The organism is Streptomyces sp. NBC_00210, from assembly GCF_045160975.1.
Taxonomy (GTDB): domain Bacteria; phylum Actinomycetota; class Actinomycetes; order Streptomycetales; family Streptomycetaceae; genus Streptomyces.
On sequence record NZ_CP108120.1, the window covers coordinates 5907174 to 5925899 of the forward strand.

Below are 18726 nucleotides of genomic sequence, written 5' to 3' on the forward strand. Positions count from 1 at the left end.
GAAGCCATGGCGAGCAAGGAAAACCCGCGGCACTCGGTGGAATGCATCGAAGAGGCAGAGGAAGCTGTGAATAAATTGCGTACGGCCCTGGAACGGTCCGGCATTACCCTGCCGTCACTGCGTCTGGAACCCGCTTCGTACGCTCGGGAGGCGCCCTGTCCCCTGGTCGAATTGGGGCGCTGCACCATCGACGTCGTCCGCACACTCACGGCGGTACTGCCGAAGCAGGAGGAAGGGGCACGGTGACGCACCCCATCGGGTCGTACGTCGTCGACATCCGCACCGGCAGGGTGGGCCGGCTCATGGGAGAGGCGGGCCCGCGGCTGATGCTGAGACCGGTCGGCGGGGGCCGGGAGTGGGAGTGCGTGCCGGACGAGGTGCGGCCCGCGACCGCGGTGGAGCGGATCAGTGCGACGACGGCGTACGTGAACGCACGCAGCCGGGGTGAGATTCCGTGAGCCGCGATGACTTTTCCCGGCCGGCGCCGTCATACCTGCATGGACAAGAAATTCACCGCAACCCTGCAGAAGAGCCCTGAGAAGGGCGGCTGGACCTACCTGGTGTGGCCAGAGTCCGTCGAGTACTTCGGCACCCGGGGCCTGGTCAAGGTCCGGGGGACGATCGACGGTCATCCGTTCCGTAGCTCGTTCATGGCGCTCGGGGACGGCACGCACAAGCTGCCGGTGAAGGCGGACGTGCGCAAGGCGATCGGCAAGGAGGCCGGAGACTCGGTGACCGTGCGCCTTGAGGGGCGCGTGGAGGATTGACCATCCGATGACGGTCGGCCGCCGTCCGTACGGGACAATGGCGCCATGAGCCTGTTCCGTGATGACGGCGTCGTGCTGCGCACCCAGAAGCTGGGTGAGGCCGACCGCATCATGCTGTGCTCACCTGGGGGGCGCTGCATCCCATTGCGGCTGCGCCGCGGGCCGGACCCCCGGCAGGACACCCGTGGGGGCGCGCGATGAGTCTTTTCCGTGACGACGGCGTCGTGCTGCGCACCCAGAAGCTCGGCGAGGCCGACCGCATCATCACCTTGCTCACGCGGGGGCACGGGCGCGTACGGGCCGTCGCCCGGGGCGTGCGGCGGACCAAGTCCAAGTTCGGGGCGCGGCTGGAGCCGTTTTCCCATGTCGACGTGCAGTTCTTCGCCCGCGGGAGCGAACTCGTCGGCCGCGGCCTTCCGCTGTGTACCCAGAGTGAAACCATCGCTCCGTACGGTGGCGGCATCGTCACCGACTACGCCCGCTACACCGCCGGTACTGCCATGCTGGAGACCGCCGAGCGGTTCACCGACCACGAGGGCGAGCCGGCGGTCCAGCAGTACCTCCTCCTCGTCGGCGCCCTGCGCACCCTCGCCCGCGGCGAACATGCGCCGAACCTCGTCCTCGACGCCTTCCTGCTGCGCTCCCTCGCCGTCAACGGCTACGCGCCCAGCTTCGAGGACTGCGCGAAATGCGGCCTGCACGGGCCGAACCGCTTCTTCTCCGTCGCCGCCGGCGGCGTCATATGCGGCGACTGCCGGGTGCCCGGCAGCGTCGTACCCTCTGCGGAGGCCATCGGTCTGCTCAGCGCACTGCTGACCGGCGACTGGCCCACGGCGGACGCGTGCGAGGCGCGCCACGTCAGGGAGGGCAGCGGGCTGGTGTCCGCCTATCTGCACTGGCACTTGGAGCGCGGCCTGCGCTCGCTTCGATACGTAGAGAAATAGGAGATGTGAGCCGCATGGCACGACGCGGAATCCTGGGCCGGTCCCGCCGCGAGTACAAGGTCCCCGAGCCGCACCCGTCGGGCGCCCGCCCGCCGAAGATCCCCGGCGAGCTGGTGCCGAACCATGTGGCGTGCGTGATGGACGGCAACGGCCGCTGGGCCAAGGAGCGCGGACTGCCGCGCACCGAGGGGCACAAGGTCGGCGAGGGTGTCGTCCTCGACGTGCTCAAGGGCTGCCTGGAGATGGGCGTCAAGAACCTCTCGCTGTACGCCTTCTCCACCGAGAACTGGAAGCGCTCGCCCGACGAGGTGCGCTTCCTGATGAACTTCAACCGGGACGTGATCCGGCGTCGCCGTGACGAGATGAACGAGCTGGGCATCCGTATCCGCTGGGTGGGGCGGATGCCGAAGATGTGGAAGTCGGTCGTCCAGGAGCTCCAGGTCGCGCAGGAGCAGACGAAGGACAACGACGCGATGACGCTGTACTTCTGCGTCAACTACGGCGGACGGGCGGAGGTCGCGGACGCGGCGCAGGCGATTGCGCGGGACGTGGCGGCGGGGAAGCTCGACCCGTCGAAGGTGAACGAGAAGACCTTCGCGAAGTACCTGTACTACCCGGACATGCCGGACGTGGATCTCTTCCTGCGGCCGAGCGGCGAGCAGCGTACGTCCAACTACCTGATCTGGCAGAGCAGTTACGCGGAGATGGTCTTCCAGGACGTGCTGTGGCCGGACTTCGACCGGCGGGACCTGTGGCGGGCGTGCCTGGAGTACGCGCAGCGGGACCGGCGGTTCGGTGGGGCGATCCCGAACGAGGAGCTGGAAGCGATGCGGGGGCGGCCGGAGGGCACGCCTGCCTGAGCGGGGGGAGTTCCCCCGCCCCGCCCCCTCCCGAAACCCTGACGGGAACGGTGGGGGCCGACGCCCCCACACCCCGAGCGGCAGCTTCGCGCCGCATGTCCGGGGTGGCTTCGTCCCTTGGGGACGGGTGCCGGCCGCTTCACTCGGCGGGGTGCGCCATGCCGTTCAGCGGGGAGGGGGACGCGTAGGGGTCGTGTTCTGGACGTAAAGCGGCGCAGCTCGCGCGAAGCGCGGTGAGGAAAGCAGTCCAGGACACGAGCCCCGTAGCGGCAAGTGACCGGGTTCGTGGCCGGCGTGGGCCAGGGGGCGTTGGTGGTTGCTCTCGGTGGTGGGTTTCGCGGGCGAACCGCACAGAGGCGCGCCGGGCGCGCCGGAACCACCGCGTCCCGGTCAGCCCTCTGGCGGCAGGGGACCACCGCCGCGACCCGGGTGAGGAATACGCCGCTCCGGCGCAACCCGGACCAATGAACCGGCGTCTCGCATTCCGAACGACGGGAGTGGGCACCGGATGCACAGCAGCCAGCGAAGCGACGGGACAGGTCGGGGTGAATCACCCGGTCCGGACCCGTTGGAGAGGGGCTTATCGGCCTACGGGGAGTGGCCGGTGGTCGGGCGCGCCGATGAACTGGCCGCCCTGGATGCGGTGGCCGAAGAGGTCCTGTCGGAGCGGACGCGCGTCGTCCTGATGGACGGGCACGCAGGTATCGGCAAGTCGGCTCTGCTGCACTTCTGGCTGGACCGGGCCCGGCAGTTCCGCATACTGCGGGCGCGCTGCCGGCAGCTGGAGCGGGACTTCGCATTCGGTACGGTCCGCCGGCTGTTGGGGCCCCTCATGGCCGCCGCCTCCGACAGCGATCGCCGGTCCCTGCTGGAAGGAGCGGGCGATACGGTGCTGCGCATCCTGGACCCCGAGGACAGCAGGAACGACGACGAGCCCGGCGTGTGCTCCGACACCACCGAGACGCTGCTGAGTCTGGACAACCTCGCCTTCCGCCTGTCCCGCCGACAGCCGTTGCTGCTGGCGATCGACGACCTGCAGTGGATCGATCCGCCGTCGCTGCGCTGGCTGGCACGCCTGGTCCACCGGGCGGACGCGCATCCGATCCTCGTCGCCGCCACCACCCGCACCGGCGAGAAACCGGCCCCCGGCCAGCTGTTCAACGACCTCGTCCACCCCTCGACGTGCCGCAGCGTCGTCCTGGAACCGCTCGGTGTCCACAGTGTCGAGAAGCTGGTGTCCGCGGTGTTCGGTGCGGACCGGCCGGACCCGTCCTTCTGCGCCGCCTGCCACGCCGCCACGGATGGACACCCGCTCTTTCTGCGGGCGTTGCTGTGCGACGCGCGGCGCAGCGGCGTACAGCCCACCAGGGACGACCGGGAGAAGATCAGGACATTCGGGCTGCCCACGCTCAGTCGCGAGATCGGGCACCGGCTGGGCCACGGCTCCGAGGACATGGCCGCGCTGGCGCGGGGGCTGGCGATCCTGGGCGACCACAAGCCGCCCGCGCTGCTGGCCGCGTACTGCGGCAGGGGGGAAGCCGTGATCCGGTCGGCTGCGGCGGAGCTCCACGCTTCCGGTCTGCTGCGCGCGGGGGACGGACTGCGCTTCGTACATCCCGTGGTCCGGGAAGTCGTCCTGGCTCAGTGGCCGCCCCAGGAGGTCGGCGAGGCGCACGCACGGGCGGCTCATGTACTCCATCTCAGCGGCCGCCCCGACGAGGAAGTGGCGGCGCATCTTCTGGCCGCCGGACCGGTGCCAGGGCACTGGGTCCTGACGGTCCTGCGCCGGGCTGCCGGAGAGGCGCTGCGCCGAGGCGCGGCGGAGGCGGCCGTGACCTACCTGCGTCACGCCGTGCACCAACCCGTTCAGCCGGGGGAACGCGCCCAGGTGCTCCTTGAGCTCGCCGTCGCCGCGAGTCACTACGACACGGGCCTGGCGGTGTCGTACGGGACAGCCGCGCTGGAGGGCCTGACCGACGACTCCGCCCGCTCGGAAGCCGTGGGGGTACTGACGTACTCCCACCTCCTGTCGCGCGCCACGGCGTATGCGCCCGATCTGGACCACCTGACCGCGGAGTTGTCCGTGCGGGCAGACCCCACTGGCTCCGACCGTGAGCCCTTGCTCCGCATGCACGCGCTGCGCTCGTGGCTGGAGTTCGAGCGCCCCTCCACCCGGGCCGGCGCGACGGCATCCCGCGCCGTCCGCGACACCCAACTGGTCGGCAACACCCCCGGGGAAAGGCAACTCCTCGCGATCCGCGCCTTCAACGCCTTGCGGGCGGCGCAACCGGCCCCCTACATCGCCGAAATGGTGGACCGGACTTCTGTCAATCTGCCGACGTTCTCCCATGACCTGTTCCCCTTGCACTACTTCGTCGCGCAGGCCCTGCTGTATCTGGACGAGCTCGACAAGGCCGACGACCTGTGCACTCATCTGCTCCGGGAGACCAGAGGGAGGGGGCTGGAGCTGCTGGCCTCGTCGCTGCTGGTCTACCGGGCCGGGATTTCGCTCCGCAGGGGCGACATCGGCAAGGCCGCCGCGGCTGCGCGGGCCGCGTCCGAGGGACCCTCCGCGGCAGGCGAAAGGCCGTACACGATGACGATGGACACCATCAGGATCGACACCCTCCTCGAGCAGGGCGACCTGGAGGCTGCCGAGCACATCGCCGGCGCCTACTCCGCCGCGGATCCGTCTGACGTGTCCTGGGAGTGGCCACGGTTCCTGATGAGCCTGGCAGCACTGCGTACGGCGCAGGGGGATGTCCGTGCGGGTCTGTCGCTGCTCCGTGAGTGCGGTCACCACTTCGAGGCGGCGGGCACGGTCAATCCGGTTATCTGCCCGTGGCGTTCCCGCGCCGCCGCCGCCCAACTCGCCCTGGGCCACCACGGCGACGCGCGAGCCCTGATCGAGCAGGAGCTCGATCTCGCGCGGCGCTGCCGGATACCGCGGGCCCTCGGCGTGGCGCTGCTCGCCGCCGGAACGGCGGCCCCAGGAGCGCGAGGGCTGGAACACCTGGCCGAGGCGGTGAGCCATCTGGAGGGCACGCCGGCTCACCTCGAACTCGCCCGCGCTCTGCATGAGTACGGGTCCGCGCTGCTCCGGCGCGACGACAAGCGCGGTGCTCGTACAGCCCTGCGGCGCGGGCTGGACATCGCGGTCAGGTGCGGAGCTTCCTCGCTTGCGGAGCGTCTGCACAAGCGGCTGCACGACGCGGGCGGCCGAGTCGGCAGCCGGGGAACATACGGCTGTTCTCTGACGGCCGGCGAAGAACGCGTCACCGCGCTGGCCGCCCAGGGATACAGCAACAAGCAGATCGCCGAACGCCTCTTCGTGTCACTGAGGACAGTGGAGACCCACCTCACCGGGGCCTACCGCAAGCTCCGCATCACCGGCAGGTCCGAACTCGTCGCCGTCCTCGGTGACATCTCGTCCCGTGGCCGGAGAGACCCCCACGCCCAGGGGTGACTCCGTCAGGCCAGTAAGAGGCCGACGCATGAAGGGCCCCCGCGCTCCGGTACTCGTGGCGAGCTGGGAACGCGGGGGCCGACTGCGAAAAGCTACGGGCAGCTCAGCACTGCACGCGCAGCACGTGGCCGTTTGGCCAGAGCCCGGTGAACTTGAAGCAGTGATTCGTGTTGGCGTCGTCGATGTAGATGGGTACCGAGTGACTTCCCGTGAAGTTCACGGTGACGGTGACTCCGGTGGCTTCCGCCGGGAAGTACGCCTCCCAGCCGGTTCCGACGGGCCTGGCGTGATGACAGTAGTTCTTGCTCTCTATGCCGTCCGGGCCCGTCCAGGTGTAGCAGGTGTCGATCAGGTACCCCGCGTCGTTCGCGAAGTGGATGTAATTGCTCGAGGACGCCGAGGCCGGCGGTGCTGTCATCACTGCGCCGGCCAGAGCGACTCCGAGACCGGCGACACCACATGCCACCGACCGCTTCATCTTTCGCAACCCAGCATTCATTTCTTGCTCCCGTCGGGCTAGCAGTCCTTCTCGGTGATGCTGGGGCGGAACGTATAGCCACTGAGTACGTAGCAGTGGCCGCGGTTCAGGTCGGATATCTGCGGCGACACGTTGCCACCGGCGATCTGTCCGGCCACGGTCACTTCGACCCTGACGCCCTTCGCATCCTCCGGGATTTCCACACGCCAGTCCGTATTGATGGGCTTGGCGTAGTCGCACGAGTCCGGGGTCGTCGAGGACTGCCACTTGTAGCAGGTGTCGACCAGGAACCATCCGTTGTTCGTGAACCCGATGTAATTGCCCGATCCGGCCGAAGCCGGCGGTGCCGTCAGCACCGCGCCGGCCAGAGCGACTCCGAGACCGGCGACACCCCGTGCCACCGACCGCTTCACGTTTCGCATGGCGTTGACCTTTCTGCAGGATCTGCCGGATCAGTAGTCGGGGTTGAGCAGGGGAGCGCCGCACGTGTTTACGTCCTTGCCTACCCTCGGATCACGCTTGAGGGGTGCCTCTGTGCGCAGTCCGGTGATTTTCGCCCCACCGAACTTGCCACCCTGGATGGTCACGTCGGAGACGCTGCGCTCCATGTCGTGGCCCATCTTGAGCATCCCTCTTTCGCCCGGCTTTATGGTGAGCGTGACCTGACCGGTGTTCGTTACGGCGTTGCTCTCGCTGTATTCCGCTTTGGCGCCCACACCCAACTTGTCCTTGACCAGGCTGACGTCAACGCTGGCGCCCACGTTCCAGCCCCAGGTGAAGGTCTGGCTGCCGCCGTACGTCAAGACCATGTCTCCTTGGCCCGGCCCGCAGTTGCCGACCGGCCCGGGCTTGCCGGAAATGCTGTCGTTCACCACGTCGAACCACTTGACCACCTCGGTGGGGGTCTCGACGGGCGTTGCGGAGCATGACACCGATCGATCGTTGCACTGCTCCAGAGCGGCCTTGACCTCGGACTTCGAGTCGACCTTGTACCCGTTGTCGTATTCGACCGACGGTGTTCCTTCGTTCACCCAGTTGTCCGTGTGACCATTGACGGGCGGTGGTTCTGCGGCAACTGCCGGCCCGGCGAAGGCGAGCGCTGCCGTGAGCGCACCGGCGACGACAACTGTTCGGCTCATGGTGACCATTTGTTTCTCCCCGCTCTCGTGAAATCAGCAACCGGTTTCGAGCAGCGTCGGATTGAGAGCGCTGCCGCTGATTTCGAAGCAGTGGTTCCGGTTGGTGTCGGTCACCACGGCGCTGGCTTTGGCGGTGTAGCCGGGCCAGATACTCAGATCGATCATGGCTCCCGTTGCTTCCGCGGGGAAATACGCCTTCCAGGAAGTCCCGACCGGCCGTGCGTTGTTGCAGTAGTTCCTGTTCTCGGCGTCGCGCCAGTTGAAGCAGGTGTTCGCGACGAAGCCGGCATTGTGCGTGATCTGGATGTAGTTTTCGGTTCCCGCGTGGGCAGCGGGGGCTAATGCCACGATTGAGAGGCACGTGGCCCCCAGTGTGACCAGACCGAGTAGGCCTTTCTGGCCAGTGTTCACGGTTCGACTCTCTTCTCTGTGTCGCGGACGCTCTGTCTGTACAGGAGCAGCGACGAGCACTTCTCTCGGTGTCCGCTTTTCATTCCGAAGCTCGCGCCGCGTCTTTGCCACGTTAGGCAGGGCAGGGTCGTTGACGTAAAGCGCTGTGCCTGAAGTCTTCGGTTCCCCAGGGCGGGGCTGTGGGCGACCACGAGAGTCTGCGGAAGGAACCACGGGATCAGCGGGCCAGTTCCACCACGAGACGATCCGGAATTCAACCGTGTATCAACCTCGTTGACGACGCCGAAGGCGCCGGAGTCTCCTGGGAACGGGTGCCGGCGGCTTCACGCGGCGTGGTGCGTGGTGCCGTTCAGGGGGAGGGGGACGCGCAGGGGTCGTGTTCTGGACGTAAAGCGGCGCAGCTCGCGCGAAGCGCGGTGAGGAAAGCAGTCCAGGACACGACCCCGAAGCGGCCCCGGACGGTGCGCATCCGGCACGGGGCAAGCCCGTAGCCCGCACCCACAGCCCCGGGCGCGCCGGGTCCCGGTCAGGCGTCCGCCGCTGCGCACTCCGCGCACGTGCCGAAGATCTCCACCGTGTGCGCCACGTTCACATACCCGTGCTGCGCCGCGATCGTCTCCGCCCACTGCTCCACCGCCGGGCCCTCCACCTCCACCGCCTTGCCGCACACGCGGCACACCAGGTGATGGTGATGGTCGTCGGTCGAGCAGCGCCGGTAGACCGACTCGCCCTCGGATGTACGCAGCACATCCACCTCGCCCGCGTCGGCGAGGGACTGCAGCGTGCGATAGACCGTGGTGAGACCTACCGAGTCGCCGCGGTGCTTGAGCATGTCGTGCAGCTCCTGCGCACTACGGAACTCGTCCACCTCGTCGAGCGCCGCCGCCACCGCGGCACGCTGCCGGGTCGACCGGCCTCGCACAGGGGCGGTGTTCCCGCCCGTTGGCGCCGTCGCCACAGGTGCCTCCTCGCTTCGCCCGCCATACCCACGTACGTCGGGTCATTGTGCCAGGCCCGGACTCAGACCTTGACGTCGTCGCTCGCCCGCCGGGTGCCGGGCAGGTCCGCGGTGCACTCCGCCGTACTCGCCTCCACAGCGCGTGCACGCCGCCTCGCCAGAGGTGCCGCCAGGGCGGTCAGGGTCACGAAGACCGCGATGGCCAGCAATACGATCGTCGCTCCCGGCGGCACATCCTGGTAGTAGGAGGTGACGGTTCCGGCCAGCGAGACGGCGATACCGATCGCCACCGCCACGGCGAAGGTCGCCTTGAACGACCGCGAGATCTGCTGCGCCGCCGCCACCGGCACCACCATCAGCGCGCTGACCAGCAGCAGCCCGACCACCCGCATCGCCACGCTCACCGTGACGGCCGCGGTGACGGCGATCAGCAGATTCAGTGCCCGCACCGGCAGCCCGGTCACCCGCGCGAACTCCTCGTCCTGGCTGATGGCGAACAGCTGCCGCCGCAGCCCCAGCGAGACGAGTACGACGAACGCGGCGAGCAGCCCGATCGCCGTCAGGTCCTCCTCGGAGACCGTGGAGAGCGATCCGAACAGGTAGGAGCTCAGATTGGCCGTCGACCCGGTGTCCGAGATGTTGATCAGCAGGACGCCGCCCGCCATACCGCCGTAGAAGAGCATCGCGAGGGCGATGTCGCCGCGGGTGCGTCCGTACGCCCGGATCAGCTCCATCGCGACCGCGCCCACGACGGAGACGAGCGTCGCCATCCACACGGGGTTGGTCGACAGCAGGAAGCCGAGGCCGACGCCGGTCATCGCGACATGTCCGATTCCGTCGCCCATCAGCGCCTGTCGGCGCTGCACCAGATAGATGCCGACGGCGGGCGCCGTGATGCCGACGAGCACGGCCGCGATGAGCGCCCGCTGCATAAAGGCGGTCTCGAGGATTTCCATGATCAGGTCAGCAGTCCCGTGCGGAGCGGCTCGTCGGCCGCGTGCGGATGTACGTGGTCGTGGCCGGGCAGGGCGTGCTGCCCCACGGCCTTCGGCGGGGGCCCGTCGTGGACGACGCAGCCGTCGCGCAGCACCACCGCGCGGTCGATGAGCGGCTCCAGCGCGCCCAGCTCGTGCAGCACCAGCAGCACGGTCGTCCCGGCGGCGACCTGCTCGCGCAGTGTCCCGGCGAGGATCTCCTGGCTGACGAGGTCCACGCCCGCCATCGGCTCGTCCATGATCAGCAGTTCCGGGTCGGAGGCGAGCGCACGGGCGATCAGCACCCGCTGGTGCTGGCCGCCGGACAGGGCGCTCACGGAGTCCTTGGCGCGGTCGGCGAGCCCCACGAGCTCGATGGCGCGCTGCACGGCCGCCCGGTCCGCCTTGGAGAGCCGGCCCAGCCTCGTACGTGAGAGACGACCCGAGGAGACGACCTCCCGCACGGTCGCGGGCACACCGCTCGCGGCGGTGGTGCGCTGCGGTACGTAACCGATGCGCGACCACGCCCGGAAACGGCGCAGCTCGGTGCCGAACAGGGCGATCTCGCCGCCGGTGAGCGGCACTTGGCCGATCATCGAGCGCACGGCGGTCGACTTGCCCGAGCCGTTGGCGCCGAGCAGCGCGACGACCTGACCGCGCTGCACGGTGAGGTCGATGCCGCGCAGCACGGGCCGCGAGCCGAGCGTGGCCTGCGCCCCGCTGACGGATATGACGGGCTCCATCGCTCCTGCCTCCGATACGTCGTCCACGTCGTACGTCACTTCGCGCCGAGAGCCTTCTGCAGCGCGGCGAGGTTGGATTCCATGACCTCGATGTAGTCGCGGCCCTTGGACTTGCCCGTGATCCCCTCGAGCGGATCGAGGACGTCCGTCTTCAGGCCGGCGTCCTCGGCGAGGGTCTTGGCGGTCTTGTCGCTGGCCAGGGTCTCGAAGAAGACCGTGCTGACCTTGTCCTTCGCCGCGACGGCCTGCAGCTCCTTGATACGGGCCGGACTGGGCTCGGACTCGGGGTCGATGCCCGCGATGCCTTCCTGGTCCAGGCCGTACCGCTCGGCGAGGTAGCCGAAGGCGGAGTGCGTGGTGATGAAGGTCTTCGTCGCGGTGTTCTTCAGGCCCGACTGAAACTCTGTGTGCAGCCCGTTCAGCTTGGTGACCAGCGCGGCGGTGTTCTTCTTGTAGTCCGCCGCGTGGTCCGGGTCGGCCTTCTCCAGCGACGTGCCGACACCCTTGGCGACCTCGGCGTACTTCACGGGGTCGAGCCAGATGTGCGGGTCGGCGCCGGCCTCGCCCTCGTGATCGTGCTCGTCGTGCCCGGCATCCTCGCCCTCGTGGCTGTGGCCGCCCGCCGTGCCGTGGTGCTCCAGCTTGGTCAGGGTGGCGGCGTCGAGCTTGTTCTTCGCCTCGGACTGGGCGATGGCCTTGTCGACGGCGGGCTGGATGCCCTTGAGGTAGAGGATGTAGCCCGCTTCGTTCAGCTCGGCCGTCTGGCGGGGCTTCAGCTCAAAGTCGTGCGGCTCGATCCCGGGCGGGGTGAGGGCGGAGACCGAGACATGGTCGCCGCCGATCTGCTCGGCGAGATACTGCATGGGGTAGAACGACGCCACCACCTTCAGCTTGCCGTCGCCGCTCCGGCCGTCTGCGGCGGAGCTGGAGCAGGCGGAGACGGCCATGAGGCCGAGGGCGACGGCTCCGGCGGCGGCGGTGGAGGGTATGAGGCGGCGTACGTTCATGACAGTCATTTTCAACAAAACTGGAAACGATTGTCAACAAAGCTGCTGAGCTGCACCTGGCCCTTACCGATTTGATCCCGGGGGTGCGGCCGCCGGTAATCTGAAGCATTCGCCCGCCCGTCTCCCGACCACCACCCTCACCGAGGCGCTTCGCGCCGCACCTGTTAATTCCCGTCGTCGTCGTAATGAAGAGAGCACCGTGGCCGCCGACAAGATCGACACCATCGTCAGCCTGAGCAAGCGCCGTGGCTTCGTCTATCCCTGTAGTGAGATCTACGGTGGTCAGCGTGCCGCCTGGGACTACGGCCCGCTCGGCGTCGAGCTCAAGGAGAACATCAAGCGCCAGTGGTGGCGCTACATGGTCACCTCCCGTGAGGACGTCGTCGGTATCGACTCGTCGGTGATCCTGGCCACCGAGGTCTGGGAGGCCTCCGGCCACGTCGCCACCTTCACCGACCCGCTCACCGAGTGCACCTCCTGCCACAAGCGGTTCCGCGCCGACCACCTGGAGGAGGCGTTCGAGGCGAAGCACGGCCGCCTGCCCGAGAGCCTTGCCGAGGTCAACTGCCCCAACTGCGGCAACAAGGGCCAGTTCACCGAGCCCAAGCAGTTCTCCGGCCTGCTCGCCACGCACCTCGGCCCCACCCAGGACTCCGGCTCCATCGCCTATCTGCGCCCCGAGACCGCCCAGGGTATTTTCACCAACTTCGCCCAGGTGCAGCAGACTTCGCGCAAGAAGCCGCCGTTCGGCATTGCCCAGATGGGCAAGTCCTTCCGCAACGAGATCACGCCCGGCAACTTCATCTTCCGCACCCGCGAGTTCGAGCAGATGGAGATGGAGTTCTTCGTCAAGCCGGGCGAGGACGAGAAGTGGCAGGAGTACTGGATGGAGCAGCGCTGGAACTGGTACCGCGACCTGGGTCTCCGTGAGGAGAACATGCGCTGGTACGAGCACCCGGCCGAGAAGCTCTCCCACTACTCCAAGCGCACCGCCGACATCGAGTACCGCTTCCAGTTCGGCGGCAACGAGTGGGGCGAGCTCGAGGGCGTCGCCAACCGCACCGACTACGACCTCTCGGCGCACTCCAAGGCCTCCGGCAACGACCTGTCGTACTTCGACCAGGAAGCCGGCGAGCGCTGGACCCCGTACGTCATCGAGCCCGCCGCCGGTGTCGGCCGCGCCATGCTCGCCTTCCTCCTCGACGCCTACAACGAGGACGAGGCCCCCAACGCCAAGGGCGTCATGGAGAAGCGCACCGTGATGCGCCTCGACCCGCGCCTCGCGCCCGTCAAGGTCGCCGTGCTGCCGCTGTCGCGCAACCCGCAGCTCTCCCCGAAGGCCAAGGGTCTCGCCACGGACCTGCGCAAGAACTGGAACATCGAGTTCGACGACGCGGGCGCCATCGGCCGCCGCTACCGCCGCCAGGACGAGATCGGCACGCCGTTCTGCGTCACCGTCGACTTCGACACCCTCGACGACAACGCCGTCACCGTGCGCGAGCGCGACACGATGACGCAGGAGCGTGTCTCGCTGGACCAGATCCAGCAGTACCTGGGCAGCCGTCTGCTCGGCTGCTGAAACTCGCTTAACCGGCCGGCCGGCCGGGCCCAGGGCCCGGCCGGCCTTCGCGTGCCTCCGTACCGCAAGCGCCAACGCGTCGCGGACGTCGAGGAGTTCATCGACATGCTGCCCGGGTGCTGCGCTTCCTGGAAGGTGGCGCCCGAGCGCCCGTCGGGCGCATGCGGGGCGACGGGTGGGGCAATAGCGCGACAAGGTAGTGCTGTTGATGTTGAACCTGCTGCACACTGGGCGCACCCATCACCTGGAGGAACGATGCCGTCCATGACCACGAGCAAGGTCAGCAGATGGGATCAGCACGGCCGCGAACACGTCGTGCATGTACGGAAATCGGGCATGCAGCGCATGCTGACCTGCGACACCTGCGGCTGGCGCAAGGGGGCGCAGTTCCTGCCCTGGCTGAAGGCGGAGGAGCATCTGGCCGAGGCCCACCAGGCGACGGTCGACCCGAGCGCGTGACGGTTCCCCGCAGCTGCTGACCCGGCTGAACCGGCCACCCGCTCGATACCGATGTGCCCAGACTGCCCCCGGCGCGGTAGCGTCACGTGCATGTCTTCGTTCTTCCAGATCTACGAGTGAGAGGGCGGCGGTCGATTACCGCCCCCGTCTGACGAGTCCCGAGTCACTTCTCATGGGAGAACCCCGTGGCCAAGAGCCGTAACAACCTCCTCGGCGTGGGCGGACAGCGCAAGAAGCTGTCGCGCGCCGACCAGCAGGGCAACGGTCCGGCGCGCAACGCCGACCGCAAGGCAGCCGCCGACCAGAAGCAGGAGCTGGTGCGCAAGATGCGCGAGCGCGCCCAGGGCGAGACGGACGACCAGTCGCCCGACCAGTCGCCGCAGGGCGAGGCCTGAGCAACACCGTGGGCCCGGATCGCAGTGTGCGATCCGGGCCCACGGTCATGTCCGGGCGCACGGTCACCTTCGGGCGTCCGCGGCCGGTTCGCCGCGCGCCGTCAGTTCACCGTGCGCGGCAGGCGCAGGCTCAGCAGCGCCACGAGTACCACCATCCCCAGCTGCACCAGCAGCGTGACCGTCAGCGCCTCACGCATCCCCGCCGAAGGGACCAGCGACAGGAACAGCGAGCCCAGCGTGGCCACGCCCAGCGCCAGCGCGGACTGCTGGGTCGTCACCATCACACCGCTGCCCACTCCGGCCCGCTCCGCCGGTACCTCGGAGAGCACGATGCGGAAGATCACCGGCAGTTGCAGGCCCTGGCCGAAGCCGGCGAGCGCCACGCCGGGCAGCAGTTCCACGAACCCCACGTGCGGCCAGGTGTCCCACACGGACAGCGCCAGTACCGAGATGCCCACGGCCTGGATGACCGAGCCCGCCGTCACGATCCGGCTTCCGTACCGCACGACCAGCCGCGGCCCCGCCAGCGACGCCACGAAGAAGGCCAGCGCCATCGGCGCCAGTGCCAGACCGGAGGCGACGGCTCCCATCCCTGCCCCCTGCTGCATCGCCACGGCGATCACGAACATGAAGCCGCCGAAGCCGATCGAGAACGGCAGCACCAGCGCGAGCCCACGCCGCAGCGAGACCTGCGCGAACAGGCTCGGCGGCACCAGCGGCGTACGCCCCTGCCGGTCCGCGCGCCGCTCCACGCGGTAGAAGGCGACGGCCGCGAGCGGGAACACCGCCAGCGCGATCCAGGTCCACAGCGGCCAGCCGGCGGCCCGCCCCTCCGTCAGCGGCGCGAGCAGCGTCAGCAGGGCCACGGTCAGCAGCAGCGTCCCGGGCACATCGACCGGGGCGGGGCGCTCGGCGCGCGTCCTCGGCACCGAGCGGACCGCCAGCACCAGGCCGATCAGCGCCACCGGCACGTTCACCAGGAAGACCGCACGCCAGCCGCTGCCCGCTATGTCGGCGGCGACGAGCACGCCGCCCAGGATCTGCCCGGCGACCATCGAAAGCCCGGCGGTCGCTCCGTACAGGCTCATCGCCCTGGCCCGGCGCGGTCCGGCCGTCGCCGCCTGGATGGTGGCGAGCACCTGCGGCAGCATCAGCGCGGCCGCGGCGCCCTGGGCCACCCGCGCCCCGACCAGCGTCCAGGAGTCCGGCGCGAGTCCGCACACCAGGGAGGTCAGTCCGAAGGCGGCCATGCCGACCAGAAAGAGCCGGCGGCGGCCGAACATGTCGCCGAGCCGTCCGCCGAGGACGAGCAGCACGGCGTACGAGAGTCCGTATCCGGCGATCACCAGTTCAAGGAGTGCGGGGCCCGCGGCCAGGTCGTGGTCGATGGTCGGCAGGGCAACATTGACGATGAAGAAGTCGATCAGCGGAAGTGCCGCACCGAGGAGCAGGGTGAACAGCCCGAGCGGGCCGAGGACAGGCGCGCTCCGGCCGTTACCGGCGCGGACGGGGTCTTGGGAAAGGACACTGGTCTCACTCACGTCCCCGACGATGCGCCCCCGCTCAGCCTGGTACCAGAGTGTCTTTATCCTGGTACAAGCAATACCTGGCAATGGTCCGGGCCGTTCGGCACCCTGGGAGCATGACGACGATGGTGCAGGAGTCCGACGTACGCAGGCATGAGCTCGCGGGCTTTCTGCGCAGCCGCCGTGAGCGGATCACGCCCGAGGAGGTCGGCCTGCCGCGCGGCCGCCGCCGGCGCACCCCCGGGCTGCGCCGGGAGGAGGTCGCCCAGCTCTCCGCCGTAGGCGTCACCTGGTACACCTGGCTGGAGCAGGCCAGGGACATCCAGGTCTCCCCGCAGGTCCTCGACGCACTCGCCCGCGCGCTGCTCCTCGACCGGAGCGAGCGCGCCCATCTCTTCGCGCTGGCCGCGGCCGCCGACCCGGCGCCGGGCGGGCCCTGCCCGACCGTCACGCCGGCGCTGCGGCAACTGCTGGAGCAGCTGGAACCGATCCCGGCCTGCATCCAGAACAGCCGGTACGACATCCTCGCCTACAACCGGACGTACGGACGGCTGCTCTGCGACCTCGACGCAGTGCCGCCCGAGGACCGCAACTGCATGATCCTGGCCTTCACCAACGACGACTGGCGGGCCGCGGTCGCCGATGTGGGGGATGTGAACCGGACGATGGCGGCCAAGTTCCGTGCGTCGATGGCCGAGCATCTCGCCGAGCCCGCCTGGACGGCGCTGCTGGGGCGCCTCGAGACGGTCTCGGAGGAGTTCCGTGAGGTGTGGGCGCGCCATGAGGTCGTCAGCCAGGGCGGCAGGACCAAGCTGATCCGCAACGCCCATGTCGGACTGCTGCACCTGGAGCACAACAACCTCTGGCTGGGGCCCACCGCTGGCCCCCGCCTGATCAGTTACGTTCCTCTCGACGCGGAAAGCCGCGAACGGCTGGAGAAGCTCAAGGCGTTGGCGCTCGCCGCGGTCTGAGCCGCAAGACCTCCGCATGGGTCTGAGCGCGCAAGACCGTCCGCATGGGTCCGGGCCCGGACCGTGGCGTGCGGTCCGGGCCCGGGTTCGGTGTGCCGGTCAGCCCGTGAAGCGGGTCACCGCCGGGACCAGGTCGCCCTGTTTGGCGATGCCCACGGTCCACAGGTCTGCGGTGTTCGGCACAGTGGTGAACGCTCGCACCACCACACCGGGGTCGGCTGCCTTCTCCCAGCGGCGCTGCTGCGTGTCGAAGCGCAGGGCGAGTGAGACGGCACCCTTGCCGCCGACCGCCCACAGCTTGCCGTCCCCGGCCCTACCGACGGCTCGAAGCCGGCCGTCGGCGATCTCAGGTGTTTTGGCGTCGGTCCACTTCTTGCCGTCCCAGTGCACCGCGTAGGGGCGATCGCCTCCCTTGGACGTCGAACCGCCCACCGCCCATATGTCGTCGGCACCCAGTGCGGTGATGCCGCTGAGCCAGCGGTGCTCGTCCTTGGCGGCGGTGGGCGCGGCGACCCGCGTCCAGGAGGTGCCGTCCCAGTGCAGCAGCAGGGCCGTCTCCGCGGCGTCGTCGGTGGCGAAGGACGTGCCCGCCGCCCAGATGTCGTCCGGTGCGACGGCGGTGAGGCTGGTGAGCTCGCCCTTGCCGACGTCGGGCAGGGTCTGCCGGCGCCAGGCCGTGCCGTCCCACGCCTGGATGGCGGGGACCCCGTTCTTGATGCCCTGCGGCACCGCGCGGCCGGCCGTCCAGGCCTTCCCGTCGGACGTCGTCACCACCGCGTCGGGTGTCAGCCGGCCCGCGGGGTCACGGTCGAGATTGCGCGTGGTCCAGGAGGTGCCGTCCCAGTGGACCGCCGTCGCGCCGACCGCCCAGATGTCACTGGCCGACCGTACGGCGAGCGCCTGCGGGAAGGTGTCGTCCGGCAGCGTCGACTGCTGAGTCCAGGACGTGCCGTCCCAGTGCAGGGCCAGGGTTTCCAGCTCGGTGTCGCTCTTCAGCCGGTAGCCGACGGACCAGGCCTGCTTGTCGCTGAGCGCGGCCACGGCGGTGATGTCGCCCTTGGTGACCGGGACCGTGGTCGACTGCCACTGTCCGGCGACGCGCGCCGGTGCGGTCGCCGTGTCCTTGGCGGCGGGCGCGGGTCCGGCCCAGCCCGTGCCTGCGGCGATCAGGCCCCCGGCCGCGATGGCGCCCGCGGCCAGCGCCGCCACCAGCGGCCGCCGTCCGAGATGCAGGCGCCGGGATGACTTGCTCGTATTCATCACGGAAATCCTCGAGTGATCGGCGGTCGGCTACTTGGCCGTGGTCTGGATGACGAAGTCGAAGGCGCCGGTGTAACCGCCGTCCTTCGGGCCCGCCAGCGCGATCGTGCAGGCCCGGTTGAGGAGCCGGTCCGCGGCGTTGAGCGTGGCGAAGTCCCTTCCGTACGCCTTGGTGTTGTCGGGGAAGTACAGCTGGGTGACGAGCACCGGTCCGCCGGGGGCCTGGACCTGGGTGTGGATGTGGGGAGCCCGCTGGCCCCAACGGCCCCAGTAGTCCCGGGGGATGATCGTGCTCAGCCGGAACGCGCCCCTGCTGTTGGTGTACTGGTGTCCGCGCAGCGAGAAGCCGGCGGTGTCGTAGTCGCCGTTCTGGTCGCACTGCCAGAACTCGATGAGCGACCCGGACAGGGGCTTGCAGGCGGTGTCGTAGACGATGCCGCTCAGTTCGAGCCGCACTCCGCGGATCGCGGGGGTGATGAAGTCCGTCCGCTCGGGGGACTGCGGCTTGAAGAGCGGGCCCTCGGTCGCCGCAGGCGTCTCGTGACCGTCGCAGGCGGGCGTGACGGCGAGCGGGCGTCCCGCCGCGCGTGCCTCCTGCACCGGGCTGACCGGTGCCGCCAGGGCGGCACCGGCCCCGCTGGTCGCCACCAGGGCGGCGGTCATTCCCACCGAACTCGTTCTGATGAACGCCCGCCTCGAGCTCGTGTGTTCGCCGTCCGCATCGTCGTCGTGCCGCATCGCGTCTCCTTGCCGGATTACTGTCCAGGCAGGGCATTCCGTGGGGGGAGG

At 69.2% G+C, this 18726-nt stretch carries 22 protein-coding genes; 11 read left to right on the forward strand and 11 right to left on the reverse strand.

All coding sequences use genetic code 11. The features are described 5' to 3' along the window. The first annotated feature begins 6 nt into the window (after positions 1–6). The 7 genes from OG729_RS26645 (at position 7) to OG729_RS26675 (ending at position 6037) form a co-directional block, all read left to right on the forward strand. Positions 7–246, forward strand: coding sequence for a hypothetical protein (locus tag OG729_RS26645; protein WP_405808355.1), 240 nt, complete (start codon positions 7–9; stop codon positions 244–246). Further along, positions 243–458, forward strand: a complete 216-nt coding sequence (locus tag OG729_RS26650) for a hypothetical protein (RefSeq protein WP_405808356.1) — start codon at positions 243–245, stop codon at positions 456–458. Before OG729_RS26645 ends, OG729_RS26650 begins: the two co-directional genes overlap by 4 nt. A 39-nt stretch (positions 459–497) precedes the next feature. Continuing rightward, positions 498–767, forward strand: a complete 270-nt coding sequence (locus tag OG729_RS26655) for a DUF1905 domain-containing protein (protein ID WP_360879975.1) — start codon at positions 498–500, stop codon at positions 765–767. Positions 768–812: 45 nt separating this feature from the next. Continuing rightward, a complete protein-coding gene (locus OG729_RS26660) occupies positions 813–968 on the forward strand; it encodes a hypothetical protein (RefSeq protein WP_360879978.1) in 156 nt (51 codons plus the stop codon). After that, positions 965–1711, forward strand: coding sequence for a DNA repair protein RecO (gene recO, locus OG729_RS26665; protein ID WP_360879981.1), 747 nt, complete (start codon positions 965–967; stop codon positions 1709–1711). Before OG729_RS26660 ends, recO begins: the two co-directional genes overlap by 4 nt. Before the next feature lie 14 nt (positions 1712–1725). Then, positions 1726–2571 (forward strand): isoprenyl transferase, encoded by an 846-nt coding sequence (locus tag OG729_RS26670; RefSeq protein WP_360879984.1) that lies wholly within the window; start codon positions 1726–1728, stop codon positions 2569–2571. Between the two features lie 604 nt (positions 2572–3175). Continuing rightward, complete coding sequence (locus OG729_RS26675) at positions 3176–6037, forward strand: AAA family ATPase (RefSeq protein ID WP_405808357.1); 2862 nt, start codon at positions 3176–3178, stop codon at positions 6035–6037. A 103-nt stretch (positions 6038–6140) separates the two neighbouring features. Here OG729_RS26675 and OG729_RS26680 read toward each other — a convergent pair whose 3' ends face one another. From OG729_RS26680 to OG729_RS26715, 8 genes are all read right to left on the reverse strand, one after another. Next, a complete protein-coding gene (locus OG729_RS26680) occupies positions 6141–6536 on the reverse strand; it encodes a hypothetical protein (RefSeq protein ID WP_405808358.1) in 396 nt (131 codons plus the stop codon). A gap of 17 nt (positions 6537–6553) precedes the next feature. Next, positions 6554–6937: a hypothetical protein gene (locus OG729_RS26685; RefSeq protein ID WP_405808359.1), complete on the reverse strand. Its 384-nt coding sequence runs from the start codon at positions 6935–6937 to the stop codon at positions 6554–6556. 30 nt (positions 6938–6967) lie between these two features. Continuing rightward, the gene (locus OG729_RS26690) at positions 6968–7663 is read right to left on the reverse strand and encodes a hypothetical protein (RefSeq protein ID WP_405808360.1); all 696 of its coding nucleotides are present in this window, start codon (positions 7661–7663) and stop codon (positions 6968–6970) included. Between the two features lie 24 nt (positions 7664–7687). Then, a complete protein-coding gene (locus tag OG729_RS26695) occupies positions 7688–8065 on the reverse strand; it encodes a hypothetical protein (RefSeq protein ID WP_405808361.1) in 378 nt (125 codons plus the stop codon). Positions 8066–8591: 526 nt separating this feature from the next. Further along, the gene (locus OG729_RS26700; RefSeq protein ID WP_360880002.1) at positions 8592–9023 is read right to left on the reverse strand and encodes a transcriptional repressor; all 432 of its coding nucleotides are present in this window, start codon (positions 9021–9023) and stop codon (positions 8592–8594) included. 62 nt (positions 9024–9085) lie between these two features. After that, positions 9086–9979, reverse strand: coding sequence for a metal ABC transporter permease (locus OG729_RS26705; RefSeq protein WP_405808362.1), 894 nt, complete (start codon positions 9977–9979; stop codon positions 9086–9088). 2 nt (positions 9980–9981) lie between these two features. After that, positions 9982–10740, reverse strand: a complete 759-nt coding sequence (locus OG729_RS26710; protein WP_360880032.1) for a metal ABC transporter ATP-binding protein — start codon at positions 10738–10740, stop codon at positions 9982–9984. 35 nt (positions 10741–10775) lie between these two features. After that, positions 10776–11747 (reverse strand): metal ABC transporter substrate-binding protein, encoded by a 972-nt coding sequence (locus OG729_RS26715; protein ID WP_405808363.1) that lies wholly within the window; start codon positions 11745–11747, stop codon positions 10776–10778. A 199-nt stretch (positions 11748–11946) separates the two neighbouring features. On the opposite strand from OG729_RS26715, the gene OG729_RS26720 reads away from it, so the two are divergent. The 3 genes from OG729_RS26720 (at position 11947) to OG729_RS26730 (ending at position 14180) form a co-directional block, all read left to right on the forward strand. Continuing rightward, positions 11947–13326, forward strand: coding sequence for a glycine--tRNA ligase (locus OG729_RS26720; RefSeq protein WP_360880011.1), 1380 nt, complete (start codon positions 11947–11949; stop codon positions 13324–13326). Between the two features lie 255 nt (positions 13327–13581). Further along, the gene (locus OG729_RS26725; protein ID WP_360880014.1) at positions 13582–13785 is read left to right on the forward strand and encodes a hypothetical protein; all 204 of its coding nucleotides are present in this window, start codon (positions 13582–13584) and stop codon (positions 13783–13785) included. A gap of 185 nt (positions 13786–13970) precedes the next feature. Further along, a complete protein-coding gene (locus OG729_RS26730; protein WP_360880017.1) occupies positions 13971–14180 on the forward strand; it encodes a DUF6243 family protein in 210 nt (69 codons plus the stop codon). 101 nt (positions 14181–14281) lie between these two features. On the opposite strand, the gene OG729_RS26735 is transcribed toward OG729_RS26730, so the two are convergent. Next, positions 14282–15721 carry an MFS transporter gene (locus tag OG729_RS26735; RefSeq protein ID WP_405808364.1) on the reverse strand — a complete coding sequence of 480 codons (1440 nt, stop codon included), beginning with the start codon at positions 15719–15721 and terminating at the stop codon, positions 14282–14284. 101 nt (positions 15722–15822) lie between these two features. Here OG729_RS26735 and OG729_RS26740 point away from each other — a divergent pair, with 101 nt between their 5' ends. Further along, positions 15823–16677 carry a helix-turn-helix domain-containing protein gene (locus tag OG729_RS26740; RefSeq protein WP_405808365.1) on the forward strand — a complete coding sequence of 285 codons (855 nt, stop codon included), beginning with the start codon at positions 15823–15825 and terminating at the stop codon, positions 16675–16677. Between the two features lie 99 nt (positions 16678–16776). On the opposite strand, the gene OG729_RS26745 is transcribed toward OG729_RS26740, so the two are convergent. Further along, the gene (locus OG729_RS26745) at positions 16777–17937 is read right to left on the reverse strand and encodes a hypothetical protein (RefSeq protein ID WP_405808366.1); all 1161 of its coding nucleotides are present in this window, start codon (positions 17935–17937) and stop codon (positions 16777–16779) included. 30 nt (positions 17938–17967) lie between these two features. Beyond that, entirely contained in the window at positions 17968–18675 is a 708-nt protein-coding gene (locus tag OG729_RS26750) for a dioxygenase (RefSeq protein WP_405808367.1), read from the reverse strand. Positions 18676–18726 lie beyond the last annotated feature (51 nt).